The 17,702-nt window shown below is 29.0% G+C and carries 16 protein-coding genes, 1 pseudogene and 1 other annotated feature; of the genes and pseudogenes, 4 read left to right on the top strand and 13 right to left on the bottom strand.

What is annotated here, in order from left to right:
- Positions 1-107 precede the first annotated feature (107 nt).
- From BN2087_RS03640 to cls, 5 genes are all read right to left on the bottom strand, one after another.
- A complete protein-coding gene (locus BN2087_RS03640; protein ID WP_049690519.1) occupies positions 108-1,361 on the bottom strand; it encodes an ABC transporter permease in 1,254 nt (417 codons plus the stop codon).
- Positions 1,361-2,224: an ATP-binding cassette domain-containing protein gene (locus BN2087_RS03635; RefSeq protein WP_049690518.1), complete on the bottom strand. Its 864-nt coding sequence runs from the start codon at positions 2,222-2,224 to the stop codon at positions 1,361-1,363. The genes BN2087_RS03640 and BN2087_RS03635 overlap by 1 nt, the downstream gene beginning before the upstream one ends.
- Positions 2,196-2,588 carry a GntR family transcriptional regulator gene (locus tag BN2087_RS03630; protein WP_049690517.1) on the bottom strand — a complete coding sequence of 131 codons (393 nt, stop codon included), beginning with the start codon at positions 2,586-2,588 and terminating at the stop codon, positions 2,196-2,198. Before BN2087_RS03630 ends, BN2087_RS03635 begins: the two co-directional genes overlap by 29 nt.
- A 288-nt stretch (positions 2,589-2,876) precedes the next feature.
- Complete coding sequence (locus tag BN2087_RS09400) at positions 2,877-4,229, bottom strand: DUF5633 domain-containing protein (RefSeq protein WP_245190818.1); 1,353 nt, start codon at positions 4,227-4,229, stop codon at positions 2,877-2,879.
- A 197-nt stretch (positions 4,230-4,426) separates the two neighbouring features.
- A complete protein-coding gene (gene cls, locus BN2087_RS03620; protein WP_245190817.1) occupies positions 4,427-6,007 on the bottom strand; it encodes a cardiolipin synthase in 1,581 nt (526 codons plus the stop codon).
- 173 nt (positions 6,008-6,180) lie between these two features.
- Between cls and BN2087_RS03615 the strand changes: the two genes are divergently transcribed.
- From BN2087_RS03615 to BN2087_RS03605, 3 genes are all read left to right on the top strand, one after another.
- Positions 6,181-6,969, top strand: a complete 789-nt coding sequence (locus BN2087_RS03615; RefSeq protein WP_049690515.1) for a bifunctional hydroxymethylpyrimidine kinase/phosphomethylpyrimidine kinase — start codon at positions 6,181-6,183, stop codon at positions 6,967-6,969.
- Between the two features lie 16 nt (positions 6,970-6,985).
- On the top strand, positions 6,986-8,326 hold the full coding sequence (locus BN2087_RS03610; RefSeq protein WP_049690514.1) for an MATE family efflux transporter: 1,341 nt from the start codon (positions 6,986-6,988) through the stop codon (positions 8,324-8,326).
- Positions 8,327-8,464: 138 nt separating this feature from the next.
- Entirely contained in the window at positions 8,465-8,683 is a 219-nt protein-coding gene (locus BN2087_RS03605; protein ID WP_049690513.1) for a hypothetical protein, read from the top strand.
- A 144-nt stretch (positions 8,684-8,827) separates the two neighbouring features.
- Here the strand turns inward: BN2087_RS03605 and BN2087_RS03600 are convergent, their stop codons facing one another.
- The 4 genes and pseudogenes from BN2087_RS03600 to BN2087_RS03585 form a co-directional block, all read right to left on the bottom strand.
- Positions 8,828-9,067: a Veg family protein gene (locus BN2087_RS03600; RefSeq protein ID WP_049690512.1), complete on the bottom strand. Its 240-nt coding sequence runs from the start codon at positions 9,065-9,067 to the stop codon at positions 8,828-8,830.
- 92 nt (positions 9,068-9,159) lie between these two features.
- Complete coding sequence (locus BN2087_RS03595; RefSeq protein ID WP_049690511.1) at positions 9,160-10,545, bottom strand: aminopeptidase; 1,386 nt, start codon at positions 10,543-10,545, stop codon at positions 9,160-9,162.
- Between the two features lie 8 nt (positions 10,546-10,553).
- Positions 10,554-12,397: pseudogene (gene htpG / locus BN2087_RS03590) on the bottom strand (molecular chaperone HtpG).
- Between the two features lie 61 nt (positions 12,398-12,458).
- Positions 12,459-12,791: a hypothetical protein gene (locus BN2087_RS03585; protein ID WP_049690510.1), complete on the bottom strand. Its 333-nt coding sequence runs from the start codon at positions 12,789-12,791 to the stop codon at positions 12,459-12,461.
- A gap of 96 nt (positions 12,792-12,887) precedes the next feature.
- Here BN2087_RS03585 and BN2087_RS03580 point away from each other — a divergent pair, with 96 nt between their 5' ends.
- Entirely contained in the window at positions 12,888-13,103 is a 216-nt protein-coding gene (locus tag BN2087_RS03580; protein WP_004838081.1) for a DUF1858 domain-containing protein, read from the top strand.
- Positions 13,104-13,151: 48 nt separating this feature from the next.
- On the opposite strand, the gene BN2087_RS03575 is transcribed toward BN2087_RS03580, so the two are convergent.
- The 4 genes from BN2087_RS03575 to aroC all read right to left on the bottom strand — a co-directional run bounded on the left by BN2087_RS03575 (position 13,152) and on the right by aroC (position 17,701).
- Positions 13,152-14,561 (bottom strand): alanine/glycine:cation symporter family protein, encoded by a 1,410-nt coding sequence (locus BN2087_RS03575; RefSeq protein WP_049690509.1) that lies wholly within the window; start codon positions 14,559-14,561, stop codon positions 13,152-13,154.
- Between the two features lie 196 nt (positions 14,562-14,757).
- On the bottom strand, positions 14,758-15,279 hold the full coding sequence (locus tag BN2087_RS03570) for a tryptophan transporter (RefSeq protein ID WP_049690508.1): 522 nt from the start codon (positions 15,277-15,279) through the stop codon (positions 14,758-14,760).
- A gap of 45 nt (positions 15,280-15,324) precedes the next feature.
- Positions 15,325-15,583 (bottom strand) — a binding site (T-box leader).
- 8 nt (positions 15,584-15,591) lie between these two features.
- Positions 15,592-16,620, bottom strand: a complete 1,029-nt coding sequence (locus BN2087_RS03565; RefSeq protein ID WP_245190815.1) for a prephenate dehydratase — start codon at positions 16,618-16,620, stop codon at positions 15,592-15,594.
- Between the two features lie 4 nt (positions 16,621-16,624).
- Complete coding sequence (gene aroC, locus BN2087_RS03560; protein WP_049690506.1) at positions 16,625-17,701, bottom strand: chorismate synthase; 1,077 nt, start codon at positions 17,699-17,701, stop codon at positions 16,625-16,627.
- Between the last annotated feature and the right edge of the window lies 1 nt (position 17,702).

The raw sequence follows: 17,702 nt of genomic DNA, 5'->3' as shown, positions 1-17,702 counted from the left end.
TTAAAATCTTTCTTTCTTCTATTTTACCAAATTTAAAGATTTAATCACAGAAAAAGGCTGAAGATAAACTCCAGCCTTATACTACCATGTTTTAAATAGTAGCTCTATTAAACTTTTAATTTTAATTTAAACAAGATATTAAATATTTTTGTAAATACAAAAATTAAAATACCCAAAACTACAAAATTCATAATAGAAAATCCTTCAAAAATTGATGATTGGAAAATCATTGTTCCAATGCTTGCAAAAAGCATTATTACCAAAATCTTCGCAAGATTTGCGATTGGCTTTAATAAAACCATCTTTCCAGAATTTTCTGTTTTTGTTTTTTCTATTAATGAAAAAGATACAGAAAAAACTATTAAAGAAAATAATATTAATCCTATAACTGCAAATTTAGTAGTATCAAAATCTGTAAGTGGTCTTAGTATAACTCTTAAAATTGTATTTACAGGACTTCCATTGTTTGGAATATTTTTCTCAATAAGACTTGCAAAAGTTCTATTGTTGTCAGAATAACCGAATAAAATTTGACTAATATTTCCAATTATTCCATCCAAAATATCCAAAAATCCAAAGGTCATTATAGTTAAACCAAAATGTCCCAAAATATTTCCAGCCATAAAACCTACTGACAAAATCGCAAGATAGATTGCTGAAAGCATTCCGAAACCTTTGATAGTTTCAGGAATTTGTCTTGTTCCAGTTTTTAAAATCTCAAAATTTGAAGTTTTTAAAATCATATAATTTAAAGCTGAAGAAAGAATCACAAATCCCAAAACAATCATCAAACCAAAGCCTATTTTCATAAGAAAATCTTTTTTCTTTGTCCAAGGATAGACTCTTGCAAATTCATAATAAGATGTAGAGTGCTCCATTGAAGAGAATAAAACTCCCAAAACTATAGCTACAACTATGCCCATAACCGAAATATAAGAAAAATAGAAATTATTAGATTTTCCCTTGGCTTCATGAGATAAATATTTGTATTGGTCCAAAGTTGAAATATATTCCCCATATTTTAATTGAAATTCTTCACGTTCATCAATTTCTTTTTGGCTTGCCTTTTCATAATCAAAATTAATATATTCATCATATTTATATTTTTTTGCCATTTTTTCAAATAAAATATCATTATCTTGGAAAAACTTTTTGTCGATTTTTAAATCTTTACCATATTTTTCCCCAGTTTTTGCCATTTTATTTAGGGTATTTGTTGTTTGGATTAAAGATCTATAGCTTGCATCCAATGAATTTGTTTGAAAAAGTCCAGAAAACAGAAGACTTACTGCGACAACAAGAATAATCCAAAATCCATTTCTTCTAGTAAGAATGCTAATTTCTTTTTTAAAGTCTTTCATTATTTACTCCTTCCCTTTTCCCAATAGAAATAATCTTCAATTTTTGGATCTAAAATATCAAATTGAACGACCGTTTCATTTTTCCTTATATTTTCCAATAAATTTTCCTTATTTTCTGCCAAAATAGTATAAACTCTTCCAATATTAAATCTTAAAACAGATTTTTCAAGAACTTTTGGATCTAGTTTGTCCTTAACTACAATTTGTAATTTTACAAATTTCTCTTTATTTTGATAAAGATTTGTAAGCTTCCCATCTTTAGAAAGATATAAGGTTTCATCAGCAATTTTTGCTAACTCCTCAAGCTCATGACTTGATGCAAGAACTGTTTTTCCATCTTCTTTTAAATCCAAAATATAAGATAAAATTATCTCCTTATTCAAAACATCCATCCCATCAAGAATTTCATCCAAAAGAAGAATTTTTGCATTTGTAGAAATTGTTGCCAAAAGTCCGATTAAATTTTTATAGCCCTTAGAAAAACTCCTCAAATTTTTCTTCAAATCAATTTTATTTTTTTCAAGTTCTTTTTTAGCAAATTTTCTATCAAAATTTGGATAAATAGTCTCATAATATCCAAGCATTTTTTCAACAGAAGAATAATCAAAATAATCAAATCTGTCAGGTAAATAGGCAATATTTTCAATAATATGCTTATCAGCCTTGTAAGATTTTCCACAAATAAGAACTTCGCCTATATCTTTTTGGTAAATATCCGCCATGGTTTTTAAGAGTGTAGTCTTACCAGAACCATTTCTTCCAACTAAGGCATAAATTTTGCCCTCATCAAGAGAAAAATTTATATCATCTAAAACTTTATTTTTCCCGAAAGATTTATAAAGGCTCATTACTTCCACGATCATTAGAATCCTCCTTACTTTTTTCATAAATTTCTTTTATTTTTTCAAAATCAATTCCATAAAAAATACATTTTAAAAAAATATCATAGAGTTTTTTCTCAAGTCTTTCTTTTTTTACATCAATTTTTTCATCATCTAAACTTACAAAAGTCCCAAGGCCTTTTTTTGTAAGCAGAATCCCATCTTCCTTCAATTTGTTGTAGGCTTTTTGGACGGTTGATTGATTTATAAGTAAAGTTTTTGATAAATCTCTTACAGAAGGCATCATATCACCGTCAAGCAAAATTCCTTGAGCAATCATCAACTTCGTTTGCTCAACAATTTGTTCGTTCAAAGGAATTTGAGATGAGCTATTCAAATCAAACATAAAAACTCCTTTCTTTTTTCTGTATGGTGTGTGGCGTATCTCCATACACTTCTTAATTTAATTATATATAAATTTTTTTCTTTGTCAAATAATTTAAAAAATTTTTCTAAGCTAACCTTAAAAATATTCCAAAATTTAAAAATGTTTAAATAAAAATTTCCGAAAACTTTAAATCTATTAAAATTTTAATCGCTAGATTTAAATAATAATCTTTATAAATTTCAAACTAAAAAACCCCTCAATCTTAATTCAGATTGAAGGGTTTAGTCAGATTAGACTTTTAAAATTTTATTTTTTCTTTTTGGTTACAAAATATCCAATTACAGATAGAGCTAGAACACCAACTACTGCTCCTACTCCTGCTACTCCTGTTTTTACATTTAGAGGAGATTTAGGTTTTTGTGTTTGAGTGTTTGTTGTTGTAAGCTTATTAGGTGTAGTAGTTGAAGTGCTTCCTTTTTGACCATTATTTTCTTTTTCACTTAAGCCATATTTAAATGTTCCATCTTTTTGATCAATCACATAATATGATTTCCATTTTGTATTTGTTTGCATTTCTTTTTTGGCAGCTTCAATGGCTTCTTCTCTTGTTTTGTAAGATTTTTCTGAAATTTTATCCTTATCATCCTTAGCTCCTGGTATAGGTGTAACTGTCATACTATTGCCTTGGTTGGATCCGTTTTTTGGTTTTCCATTACTTGGATCATTTGATGAAGATGTAGAATTTTCATTAGATGAAGGTTTAGATTCATTTGATTTTTTATTATCTTTTGAACCATCAGAAGTTTCACCAGTTTTTTTACCTTCTTTTTCTCCCGAACTAGCAGTAGTTTCTGATCCTTTTTCACTATCTTTTTTATCCTCTTTTGGATCTGTTGGTAATTTTAAATAAACATTCATTGATGTAGATTCTAGCATTTTTCCATCTTCAGGCATTTTATCTTCTATACTTGCTAAAAGTTCAGAATCAGCATCTCTAGTCCTTCTAAATTCAATTTTAAATTTCTTTCCTGTCTCATATTCAAAATCTTTTAATTCAGTTACATCATTATAATTTTTATATTCACTTACAAATTTACCATCTACAAACACATAAAATTTGCCATCAGGTATAAGCCTATCCTTGTCTAAACTTTTATTTTTATAGTTCAAGGTCATTTTTCTAGTCTTTATAGGGGTATTTGGTATTATTTCTACAGCCATTTTATGACCATCTTTAGCTTCTGCTATTAGGTTTATTTCTCCTTTCGCATAAGCTTTTCCATTTTTTCCATCTAAAATTTCTATTTTATATTTTTTGCCTGGTTCTAAATTTTCGTGTATATTAATTTTTTCTATATCTCTATGATCTTCTAATAGTTTCCCCTCTTGCCCTTCTATCTTAGAATAAGCCCCCTTTTTAAGCCAGTCTTTTATTCTTCTATTTTTTACATACAAATCAATTTCGCAATAGACTGGACGTTTTTCTTGACTATCATCTTTTAAAGTATTAACATTCTCTTGATTCTTACTATCTTTTTCTGTACTTTCCAAACTTGTATCTGAACTAACATCATCACTTGCCTTTACAGGATTTACTCCAGAAAATGCAAGAGCAAGTATAAGGGCAGATGTTAGTAGTGCCTTATTTTTTAATTTCATAGAATCCTCCTTTTAAAAAAATATTTATCTTACCCTAATAATATCAGGTATTTTATTAAAAGTCTATAATGTTTTTAAAATATTCTTTGAAATTTCAACAAATTGTAAAGATAGATTTTATTTTTTTAAGTTAGCTTGTTTTTCTTGATTATTTGATAAAAATTTTGCAAAATAAAAAACCTAGCTTGTAACTAGGTTTACATTAAAGGAGCAAATGGTTTTACTGCGAATGCTATTATTTTTTTATAAAGAGGATAGGATTTTACATCTCTCATTTTAATTTCTTTTCCTATATCAAATGATATTTCAAAATCTTTTAAAATATCATTTATCACAGGATGTTTGTGTATATAAACCCCACATTCAAAATTTAAATAAAGCGCCCTATAATCTACATTTACAGATCCTACAACTGCTTTTTTGCCATCAGATACCCAAGTTTTTGCGTGAATAAATCCTGGTAAATATTCGTAGATTTTCACTCCTGATTCTATTAATTTTTTGTAGTGAGATTTTGCTAGCATATAGGGAATTTTTTTATCTGGTATTGCTGGAAGAATTATTCTTACATCAATTCCTCTTTTTGCTGCAAAAGTTAGCGATTTTACCATTTCATTATCTATAATTAAATATGGAGTCATAATATAGACGTAATCTTTTGCAGTATCCAAAATGTGCATGTAAATATTTTTGAAAAATCTTTCTTTTCTTATTGGATTATCTCCAACTCCAATTATATATCCGTCAGATTTTTGTGGGTAGGTTTTTAAATATCTTTTTAAATCTTCTTTTTCCTCACTTGCCCACAATTGTAAAAACATTATTGTAAATGATTGAACTGCAGGTCCTTTTATTCTTATAAAAGTATCTTTCCAATGGCCAAATCTTTCTTCTACATTTATATATTCATCAGCCAAATTTACCCCACCAGTGTATACTTCTCTTCCATCTATAACCAAAATTTTTCTGTGGTCTCTATTGTTGTGGTAGGTTGAAATAATTGGAATTATTGGAGAAAAAACCTTGCATTTTATTCCAAGATTTGCCATTTCTTCTGGGAAATTTTTAGGAAGATTTAAAATTGCATTTGTCCCATCATACATGAGTCTTACTTCAACCCCCTCGCTTGCTTTTTTTGTAAGCTCTTCAAGAATTGTCCCCCAAAAATATCCTTGATTTATTATAAAAAATTCAACAAAAATAAAATCTTTGGCACTTCTAATGGAGTCAATCAAATCATTTACGCAATCATCTCCAACTCTATAATATTTTGCATCATTATCTTTGCTTACAGGAAATGAACCATAATCATTTAAATAATTTACAAGATTATAAAATTCCTTATCCTCGTTTTTAAGCTCATTTATCAAATTTTCATCGATTGTATGCAAATAATTTGTTTCTTCTTCGCTATCCATAATCGAGCTTTCCTCGATTTTTTTTCCAATATCAATTCTTGATAGTATAAAAAACATAATTCCAAATGTTGGGACAGCTGCAATCAAGAAAAACCAAGAAAGTTTTTCGTAAGGATTTACATCCATTGATAAAATTACCAAAAGAGAAATTATAGCAATAACAGCTGATGATCCAAAAATTAAGGAAGGATCAATGGATAGGTGTTTTAAAATTTGATAAATAAGAAAAATTTGCCCAAGTACCAAAAGAAAATACAAGCCTGCCCTGCCAAAAATCACCTTTATCACAGATGATTTCGTTTTAACAACAAATTTGTTCTCGTTTAAAATTTTTTTAATTTTTTCATTATATTTTTTCATGTTATTATTATAAGTTTTCATGATTTCATTATATCTAATTTCTCCTTATATTAACAGGGTAAAGTTTATTTCTTTTTTAAATTTATTATCAGCCAAATTCTTCATATTTGCTTATTTTGATATTATATTTATAATAGTTATATAAGGATAGTTTAAAATTTTATGGTGGTTATATGAAATCTTTCAAAAAAAATAAAAAAATTTTATTAATTAATGACTTTCTATCAAGTGGAAATATTGGTGGAAGTCTTTGTAGAGATGTTTTGAATTTTTATTCTTTTGATGTTGATTTCCTACCAACAGCCTTAATTTCAAATAAATTTTCCCTAAAACCTATAGAAATTTTTGATTCTACTAAATTTTTAAAAAATACCTTGGAAGTTTACAAAAAACAAGGTCGAATTTATGATGTGGTTTTTGTAGGCTTTGTCCTAAATTTTGACCAAGCAAAAATAATTTGCGATTTTGTAAAAGAAAATAAAATATTTATGGTTCTTGACCCCATTATGGGAGATTCTGGAAAAATTTATAAGGGTCTTGATAAAAATATTGTAGAAATTTATAAATATATGACAAATTTTTCAGATATTATTATTCCAAACCTTACTGAAGCAAGGTTTTTGACTGATAAAAGCTATGAAAAACCTCACGAAATTATAGATTATTTTGAAAATCTTGGCAAAAAAATTATTATAACAAGCGTTAAAGAAAATGATAGGTATTTTATTTTGGCAAAGGATAAGTCATTTATTGATGAAGAATATAAATATTTGGATAAAAATTTTGGTGGAAGTGGTGACTTATTTGACTCTATTTTTTTGGCAAACTTTTTGAAAAATCAAGACTTTAGACTTGCAATTAAAAATACGAGAGATATGATTGCTAGTATTCTCAATATGCAAATATTACTTGATGATAATGCAAATGAAATTAATATTAACGAAATTTTAAAAAAATTATAGAAAGTAAGGTGGTTTTTTGATAAAAAATAAATATCGGAAAAGGGCCCTACAAATAGCTTGGCCATCTGTCTTGGAATCATTTTTTATTTCCTTGGCAGGTTTGATTGATACCTTCATGGTTTCATCAATCGGTTCATCAGCTGTAGCTGCAATCGGACTTACTACACAGCCAAAATTTATCGCCCTTTCAATCTTTATTGCAATTGCAGTTTCCGTTTCTGCACTAGTTGCAAGAAGAAAAGGTGAAGAAGACAAAAAAATGGCAAACCAAACCATGGTTACAGCCATGATTGTTTCTGTGTCTTTGTGTATAGTAATTTCTGCAATTTTTATAATATTTACCCCACTAATTATGAGACTATCAGGCTCAAGCCCTGACACTCACGATTTGGGAGTTTCATATTTCAAAATTATTATGGCAGGAATGATTTTCAATGTAATCTCAATGACCATAAACGCCGGCCAAAGAGGAAGTGGTAACACTCAAATAGCCTTTACAACCAACCTAGTTTCATCAATTATAAATATATTTTTCAATTATTTGTTGATTAATGGTAATTTTGGTTTTCCAAAATTAGGAGTAACAGGAGCAGCTATTGCCACAGTTTTGGGAGCTTTTGTTGCAGCTATAATGAGTTTTTCTTCCCTATTTAGAAAATCATCATACATGTCCTTTAGACTTATCAAAAAATATAAGCTACATTTTTCAAATTTCATTTTCAAAGAAATTTTGGGACTTGGATCAAATATTTTTGTTGAAAATATAGCAGCAAGAATAGGATTTTTGGTAACAGCAATTACAGCAGCAAAACTTGGTACAGACCAATTTGCAGCCCACAATGTCGGCATGAATTTGCTTTCAATTACATTTTCCTTTGGAGACGGAATGCAAGTTGCAGCAGTCGCCCTTACAGGAAATGCCCTTGGAGCAAGAAAAAAAGAAGAGGCAATAAAATATGGAAAAACTTGCCAAGAAATCGGCCTAAGTATTTCAATAATATTGTCAGTAATTCTAGTCTTATTTAGAAAAAATATTTTCAGAATGTTTTTCGACGACGAGAATATAATTGCTATGGGATCAATCATAACTTTTTATTTGATTTTTATAGTAATTTTCCAAATATCTCAAATTATATTTGGTGGAGCCCTAAGAGCTGCAGGAGATGTAAAATATACACTTGCTGTAAGTTTAATTTCAATTACATTTATAAGATCTGCAGCGACCATATTTTTTGTAAATATCCTACATTTAGGAATTCAAGGAATTTGGATGGGAATTATGGCTGACCAAATATCTAGATTTATAGGTTTATGGTTAAGATTTAGAAAAGGCGATTGGGTTAATATAGAAATTTAATTAATAAATTTCTAATTATATGTTATGAATGAAAAATATTTTTCACATAAATATTTGAATTTTTCTTCAAATCCGGTATATTATACTTACTATCGGGAATGATAGTAAGTATATTTTTTTAAACAGGGGGATTAAACAATGAAAATTAAAAAAGTATTACCAGTATTAGCATTAACAGTTGCTTTAGTAGGATGTGGAAAAAAAGCTGACACAAAATCAAACGCAGAAAGCACACCTGCTTCAACAACTACAACAGAAAAATCTGATTCAAACGCTAGTACAACAGATTCAAACGCTAGTGCAACAGATTCAAACGCAGAAAGCACACCTGCTTCAGACGCTGGATCAAACAAATAATTTTAAATTTGAAAATAAAAAGAGAGCAAGAAACCTTGCTCTCTTTTTGTTTAAATTTTTTAAAAATAAAAATAATCAAATTTTAAAAATAAATCAAAAAATCATCCTCAAAATATTAGGATGATTTTTTGAATTAATCTATAATTAATTTTTTATTTGTAATCTAACTGTAGATGTTAAAACATCTGAGTAGCTGTATGATACAGTTCTTTCTGCATCAAAATCATTATTTACTTTTATTGTAAATACACTTGGGAAAGCGTCTAAAATTACACCGCTTTTGGTAACAATTCTTTTTCTGCCCTTATCAGCTTTTAAAGTAACTTCTTTTCCTACGTTCTTTTTAACTTCTGACCTTATTTCATTAACTGATTTAAATTCCATATATCCACCTTCCATGCATTTGTAATTATTATACTATGAAATTGTGGATAAGTCAAATAAGCATAATATTATACGCTAGATTAAAATTCTTGTCAAATATTTTTATAAAATGCCCTATAAGCTGTAAATGTTGAATAGAAATCTGCTTTTGAAATCAATTCTATTGGAGCGTGCATGGAAATTACTGGTGTTCCACAATCAACTACATCCATTCCATATTCTGCAAGAATATAGGCGATTGTTCCTCCACCACCTTGGTCAACTTTTCCTAGCTCTCCTGTTTGAAAAATTACTCCATCCTTATCAAAAGCAAGTCTAACTTTAGATAAATATTCTGCATCTGCATCGTTTGAGCCGCCTTTTCCGCCGGAACCTGTGTATTTTGTAAGGGCAACTCCGTGAGAAATTTGAGCTGAGTTTTGGCTTTCTGTTGCATCTTTAAAGTTTGGATCTTCTGCCAAGGTTACGTCAGCTGATAAAACTTTAGAATTTCTCAATGCTCTTTTAAATTTAATTAAATCAAAATCTTCTTTTAAATTCATAATTTCTAAAAGTGAGTTTTCGAAAAATTGTGAAGTCATTCCTGTTGCTCCAACTGAACCAATTTCTTCCTTGTCAACAAAAAGTCCCACCAAAGTTTTCTTTGTTTCTTTTATATCGAGAAGCGCCCTCAAAGCTGCGTAGGAGCAAACCCTATCGTCATGGCCGTGGGAGGCTATCATTGACTTATCAAATCCAACTTCCCTAGATTTTCCTGCAGGAACTACTTCAAGTTCTGCTGTTATAAAATCTTCTTCTTCAATTTTATATTTTTCATTTAAAATTTTTAAAATATTTTTCTTTACTGGATTTTCTTTTTCATCCAAAAGTGGTCTATTTCCTACAATTATTGATAATTGTTCACCTGTTACAACTTCTTCAGCAGGCTTTGTCATTAATTTTTTTGAAAGGTGAATTAAAAGCTCTGAGATGAAAAAAACTGGCTCATCATCTTTATCTCCAATTGAAATATCTACTTTTTCTCCATTTTTTGTAAAAACTACTCCGTGAAGGGCAAGGGGCATATTTGTCCAATTATATTTTTTTACTCCCCCATAATAATGAGTTTTTAAATAAGCAAGGCCGTTTTCTTCTGTGAGTGGAACTGGTTTTAAATCAAGTCTTGGTGAATCTATATGACCTCCAACTATAGCAAGTCCATTTGATAAATCTTCGCTTCCTATATGAAACATGGCTACAGCTTTATTTTTATTTACTGCATAAATTTTATCGCCTGAACTTATTTTTCCAGCCTTAATTTTTTCTTCAAGATAAACATAACCTTCCTTTTTTGCTAAATTTACAATTTCTTTTGCAGCAAGTCTTTCGGTTTTTCCCTTGTCTAAAAAATCCATATAATCTTTTGAAAGACTTTCTAATTCTTTTTCTTGGTCTTGTGATAAATTTTCCCAGACATTTTTTCTCTTGTACTCTGTCATTTTTTCTCCTAAATTAATTTCCAAATGTTTTTTGCATACTCAAGAGGATTATCAATTTCAAGTCCTTCTATAAGTTTTGCTTGGTCAAATAAAATATTTACTATCATTTTAAATTCATCAGAATTTTCTTTCAAGTCTTTTTCTAGAAGCTCATAGGCCTTGGAATTTTTGTTTATTTCCAAAACTTTTTGAGCCTTAATATCTGGAGCGTTTACTTGAGATTTTAAAGTTTTTTCCATCTCGATTGAAACATCTCCCCTTTGTTTTATCATTGAAATTACATCTTCTGATAAATTTTCTGAAATTTTTACATTCACTACTTCTTCCGGTAAAATTTCCTTGATTTTTTCAACCAAGTCTTTGTTTTCTTCCTTATCATCTTCGCTTTCATCAACTTGATTTATTGATTTAAAAGGAATTTCTTTGTAAGAATGTAGCATTTTTATTAAAATTCATCCAACTTTTCATCAAGTAAAAGAACATCCCTGTCCTTATCAACTGATTTTAAGGCTGGAGAATTTTTGATTTTTTCAAGATTTTCTCCAACTGTATAGAGGATATTTTCATCTGTTGATTTCATATCTTTCTTGTATTCATTTAATGAAATCATCTTATCTTTTCTGTAGGAGTTAAATAATAGTAAATCTTCTAGCCTATCTTTTTTTGCGCCAAAAGATTCATAGATAGAAACTTTCAAATTATTTCCAAATTCTTTGAAAAATATTTGGTATTTTTCCCTATCATTTTTCATCAAATCCATTAAGTGAGATCTGATTTTATTGTTTATTTGTTTAGCAATAAATCTTAACTCTCTGGTTTCTTGGAGAGTTTCTCTTGAAATGTTTAGGGAAATATCGTCACTTTCAACAACTCCCTTGGCAAAAGAAAATTCATCTTCAAGTAAATCTTCATGCCTATCTTTTATTTTTACTCCTGATGAATAAAGTTGTAGGCCCTTTTGGTAATCTTTTGAATAAAAATCAAAAGGTGCTTTTCTTGGAATATAAATTATTGCCTTAAATTCGACAGTTCCTTCAATATTTAAATGAATCCATGATAAAGGATCATCAAATCCATATCCTTGGTCCTTGTAGAAATTTATATAATCCTCGTCTGTTAAATCTTTTTTAGATTTTTTCCAAATTGGAATTTCAGAATTTAAAACTTCTACTTCACTGTAATCTTCATATTTTGGATCTTCATCGGTTGAATCTTCTGTTTTTCTTGACTTTGTAACTTCCATTTTAATTGGATATCTTATATAATTTGAATATTTTCTTACAAGTTCTTTTATTTTATATTGGTCAAGATAAATATCGAAGTTTACATCTTCAGTATTTTCTTTTAAAAATAAGGTAATATCTGTTCCATTTTCTTTTTTATCAGATTTTTCAATTTCATAGCTTTCAGCATTTTCACTTATCCATTTATAAGCTTGGTCATCTTTTTTTGTATTTACAAGAATTTTTTTGCTTACCATAAAGGCTGAGTAAAATCCAACTCCAAATTGTCCAATTAGATTATTTAAATCTTCATTTTTAATTTCTTTTTTAAAAATTTCAGTACCAGATTTTGCAATTGTTCCAAGATTTTCTTCCAAATCTTTTTCATCCATTCCAATTCCGGTATCCCTTATGGTTAAAGTTCTTTTTTCTTTATTTGGAAGAATTTCGATATAATAATCGTTTTTGTCCACGTTTTTATCTGATTTTAAATCTTTATAATATAATTTATCTATAGCATCTGAGCCGTTAGATATTAATTCTCTTAGAAAAATATCCTTATTTGTATAGATTGAATTTATCATCAAATCCATAACTTTTTTGGCTTCTGCTTTAAATTCTTTTTTCATAAATCCTCCTTAGCACTTTAAGTCTTCGACTGCTAATACTATACTTAATATTCAGTTTTTTTCAATTTTCATCCTCTTTTACAAAGGCAAAAATTTGGGCTTGGATTTTAATTTGTTCTTTTTTTATTTTTTCTATCTCTTTCTTTTGATTTTTTGAAATAAATATTATTTGAATCAAATTTGAAAGGATGAAAACAAGAACAAAAATTAAAATTTTTGTCGAATTTTGAATTTTAAATACAGATCCTATAAATAAAAATATAAAAGATAAGAGAAGAGATCTTGTGAAAAATTTGAAAAATGAATTTTTATTTTTGATTTTTTCCAAATTTTTATCAAGTTCTTCCAACTTTTTTCTTAAATTTATAATTTTTTCATAATTTTTTTCATTCATTTTATCACCAAAATAATTGTACCCCAATTCCTAGTCTTTTACTTTGATTTTTATCTTACTTATAGTAAAATAAAATTTAGACATAAGGAGGGTTTTATGGCTTTAGAAGATAGAAAAAAAGAAAAAGTGGAAATCACACATGATATGCTAATCGGCGATATAATTCAAGCAAAACCAGAATCAATCAACACTTTCCTTTCAATCGGAATGGGATGCATTGCTTGTCCTTCATCTTTATATGAAACTTTAGATGAAGCTTGTATGGTTCACGGAATTGATCCTGATTTCTTGCTTGAAAAATTAAATAAATAAAAAAAAAGACTTTTGCGTTTTGCAAAAGTCTTTTTTTTCATCTCAAAATTATTTTTCAAAATATTTTTCCCACTTATTATCATAGGTCCAAGAATAATTTCCACTTTTTTCTGAATCTTTGTACTTATCGAAATCATCCAAAATTTTCTTAAAGGTTTTACTCATCATAATAAGTGCAAGGATATTTGGAATAACCATAAAAGCATTGGCTGTATCTGCAATAGTCCATGCAAATTTTAAGCCTCCAATTGATCCTACATAGCAAAAAATTATATAAATATATTTGAAAATATTTGAAAGCTTAGTGGATCCTGTCAAATATTTTACACATCTTTGCCCATAATAGCACCAAGAAACTGCCGTTGTAAAGGCAAATAAAACAAGGGCTAAAGAAACTATATATTTTCCCAAAAAAAGTGATTTTGAAAAAGATGCTGCAGTTAAAGCTGCTCCTTCAAATTTTTCAATTTTATAAACTCCACTTGTAATAATTACAAGGGCAGTCATGGTACAAATAATCATAGAAGATACAAAAACTTCAATCGCTCCCCACATTCCCTGTCTTATAGGATGGTCGGTGTGACTTGTTGCATGAGCCATGGGAGCTGTTCCAAGACCAGCTTCGTTTGAAAAAATTCCCCTAGCAAGCCCCCACCTAATTGAAATTAAAATTCCAGAACCTGCCGCTCCACTTGCAAAAGATTTTGGATTAAAGGCACAAATAATAATTTCTTTTAAAGCAGGAATCAAATTTTCAATTTGGAAAATAAGAATTAAAATGCAGCCAATAATATAAAAAACTGACATGATTGGAACAATTTTTGCTGCAAAAGCACCAATTCTTTTAATTCCACCAACAACAACCAAAAGCATGAAAATTACAATTAAAATTCCACCAAGGTGTAGATTTAAACCTGTCATAGCATTTAAAGATTCAGAAATTGAATTTGATTGAACCAAGGCTCCTGTTCCAATAATTGCTATAAAGGCAAAAAATGAAAATATTTTTGCCAAAATTTTTGAGCCTGCTCCCTTTTCAATATAATACATGGGCCCACCAATATATTTTCCATCATCATCTGAAACCCTACTTGCAACTGCCATACTAACTTCAACCATTTTTGTAGTCATACAAACAAAACTTGCTATCCACATCCAAAAAATTGCACCGGGTCCACCAAAGTCAATTGCAGTTGCAACTCCAACAATATTTCCAGCCCCAATAGTTCCAGCAAGAGCAGTCGAAACTGCCTCAAAAGGAGAAATTGAATTTTCATCAGATTTTGAATCCTTAACAAGTCTACCAAAAGTATTTTTGAAAATATAGGAAAAATTCTTAAAAACCCAAAAATCTGACCTATAAACTAAAACAAGACCTCCAAAAAGCAAAACGACTATCATAGGATAACCCCACAAAAAGTCGCTCAGCTTAGAATTTAATTTTATAATATTATCCATAGGACAAAACCTTCTTTCTATTTAATATAAGCTCATTCTTAATATTATAAACTATTTTTTGAAAAATAAAATAGTAATTTATATTTTTTTTAAAAAAATTTTTTATCTAATAAAAAAAGCTGTTGCAAAACTATTAATAAAAATAATTTTGCAACAGTATCTTTTTTTATCCTCTTGTAAAAATATAAATTCCTTATTAAGCTAGACTTCTTGCAAAATTTTTATTATAAACTCCCATAACCTTATCAAAAAATAGGCCAACAATAATATTTATTCCAGCTGTTAGAAGAACTAGGCTTACAAACATTAATTTTAAACCAAATCCTTCAGGCAAGGCCCCTGCCATATTCATCAAAATTAAAAATACAAGTCCAGAAATTGCTGTTCCAATAAAATATAAAGATCCAATAGAAAAAATATTTTCGACTTTTGCTTTTTCCAAAAATACTACAGCAAAATATACAAATAATGAAGAAACAATTTTATCAACTAAATTAGGCAAAAAGCCTCCTGGTGCACTTGTAGTAATTCCTGCCAAAATTCCTCCAGCTATTCCTACAGCAAGACTCGTTTTAAAATTCTTATTTAAAATAATAATTATAAAGACACAAAATAACATAAAATCTGGTTTTACCATTCCTACAAATCCTGGAATCAAATGAAGTATTGTTCCAATAGCAAGTAAAATTGACGCTTGAGTTATATTTTTTGTTTTCATAATCTTCTCCTTTAAAAATTTCCAATAAAAAAACCATCCACTCCACAAAGGAGCAAATGGTTGAATTCGCGGTGCCATCCTTTTTATGTAAAATAATTTTCTAAATTTTACACATCTTTTTTCTGATACTAATTTAAAATAATTTCATATCATATCCCTGTAACGTGGGAAGACGGCCTCGGGTACTTTTTTCACCTCGGCACTCTCAGATCCATTCAGTTTTATTTCTTTGCTTATTTCCACTACACACAAGCTCTCTATAAAAGATTTATAAAACTTACTTACTTCTGATCAAAGTTTTATTTTTTTAACTTATAAGTTATTTTGATTATACAAGGTATTTTTATTTTTGTCAACTACCTTGCTAAAGTCTATGTAAGCTCCCATAAAAACAAAATCTCTTGCCTTTTCCTTTAAAAAATCCAAAAGAATTTTAATTCTTTTTTCATTAACAGATCCTTGGAAATCAAAATAAAAAACAAATTCAAAATCAGATCCCGGTATTGGGGATGATTCAAGTTTGGTCATATTTACACCCAAAATTTTAAATTTTTCAACAATATTTATAAGAGATCCCGGTTTATCAAGAGCTTTTAATCTTACAGAAATTTTATCGGCATCTTTATAAATTTTTAAGTCCTTGGCTACAATTATAAATCTTGTATAATTATTTGACTGATTTTGGATATTTTCATCAAGAATTTTAAGGTCATAAATTTCCCCTGCAAATTTTGACCCTATTGCCCCAAGACTATTATCCTTTTTATCTTTAATAAATTTTGCAGAAAGAGCCGTATTATAATATTCTTTAGGAATGAAACCATATCTTTTGATATATTTTCCGCACTGACCCAAAGCTTGGGGATGAGAGTAAACTTTTTTAATATCGGATAAATTTGCATCCAAATTTCCAAGAAGATAATGGTTAATGTCAAGCTTATAACTTCCAATAATGTAAAAATTTCTTTCAAGCATCAAATTATAAACTTCTTTTACAGAACCAAAGGAAGAATTTTCCAAAGGTAAAATCCCAAAATCACACTCTTTTTTATCAATTGCATCTAAAATTTGGTCAAATTGTTTAAAATATTTCATCTCGCCTTTAGGAAAAATAATATTTCCAACTTGGTCGGCATAAGATCCCTTAGCTCCTCCAAGACCTATCTTTCCTTTTTTGGGAAAATTTTCATTTATAATTTTATCTTGAAGATTTTTGGAAAAATCGCCATCATCAAGTTCCATCAAATAATTTTTGTATTTTTCTTTTATAATTTTATCGATTTTTTCCAGATCTTCTCTACTAAAATTTTCTTTTTCTAAATCTTTAATAAGTTTTTTCATATTTTCACTCATTTAAAAAGTCCAATACTGTTAAAGCGAGGATTGATTCTCCAATTGGGGGTGTTCTTAAGCAAAAACAAGGATCGTGACGGCCCTTAATTTGTAAAATTTTCTCTTTTTTCTCTTTTATAGAAAAAGATTTTTGAGCAAGGGAAATTGATGGAGTCGGCTTAAAAATTAAATCGAAAACAACTGGCATACCATTTGTAATTCCGCCGACAACTCCACCAGCATTATTGGTAAGAGTTCTAACTTTCCCGTCTTTGATTTCAAATTGGTCGTTGTGGGCTGAGCCTCTCATATTTATTGAAGAAAGTCCCTCCCCAAAAGAAATTGCCCTAAGTCCTGGAACTCCAAAAGAAAGATAGGAAATATTTGCCTCAAAAGAATCAAACAAAGGCTCTCCCAAACCCTCTGGAATATTTTCTCCAAAAACTTGGCAAATTCCACCAAGAGAATCCCCTTCGCTTTTAACCTCTTCCAAAAGCTTTCTTATCTCATCTTCTTTTTTCCCATCCAAAAGAGGAATTTCTTTTTGAGAAATTTTTTCTAAATCATCCATGGGAGGATTTGCCAAATCAAGTTTTTTATCTTCAATTCCGCCAATATTTTTGATCCTAGATGAAATTTTTATCCCATCATCTTCCAAAATTTGCTTGGCAATTGCCCCTGCAAGGCAAAATGGCGCAGTCAATCTTCCAGAAAATGGACCAGAACCATTCATATCCATTTCGCTTCCATATTTTATAAAACTAGTGTAATCTGCATGAGATGGCCTTGGAATATCATTTAAATTATCATAATCTTTGGATTTGTAATCCTTGTTTTTTATAAGGGCTGTTATGGTTTTTGAAATTATTTTATTTTCCTTTACTCCAGAAATAAAAATAGCTTGGTCGGCTTCATTTCTTTTTGTGGTAAATTTTGATTTACCCGGAGCTCTTCTTTGCATAAAATGGTCTAGTTTTTCCATATCAATTTCAAAACCAATTTTTACATTATCCATCACAACCCCCATATATTCTTGGTGGCTTGATCCAAATATAGTAACTTTTAAATTTTTTCCAAAGCTTTGGCTCATT

The organism is Anaerococcus jeddahensis (assembly GCF_001182725.1).
Taxonomy (GTDB): Bacteria; Bacillota; Clostridia; order Tissierellales; family Peptoniphilaceae; genus Anaerococcus; species Anaerococcus jeddahensis.
This window is presented reverse-complemented; position numbering and strand designations above follow the sequence as displayed.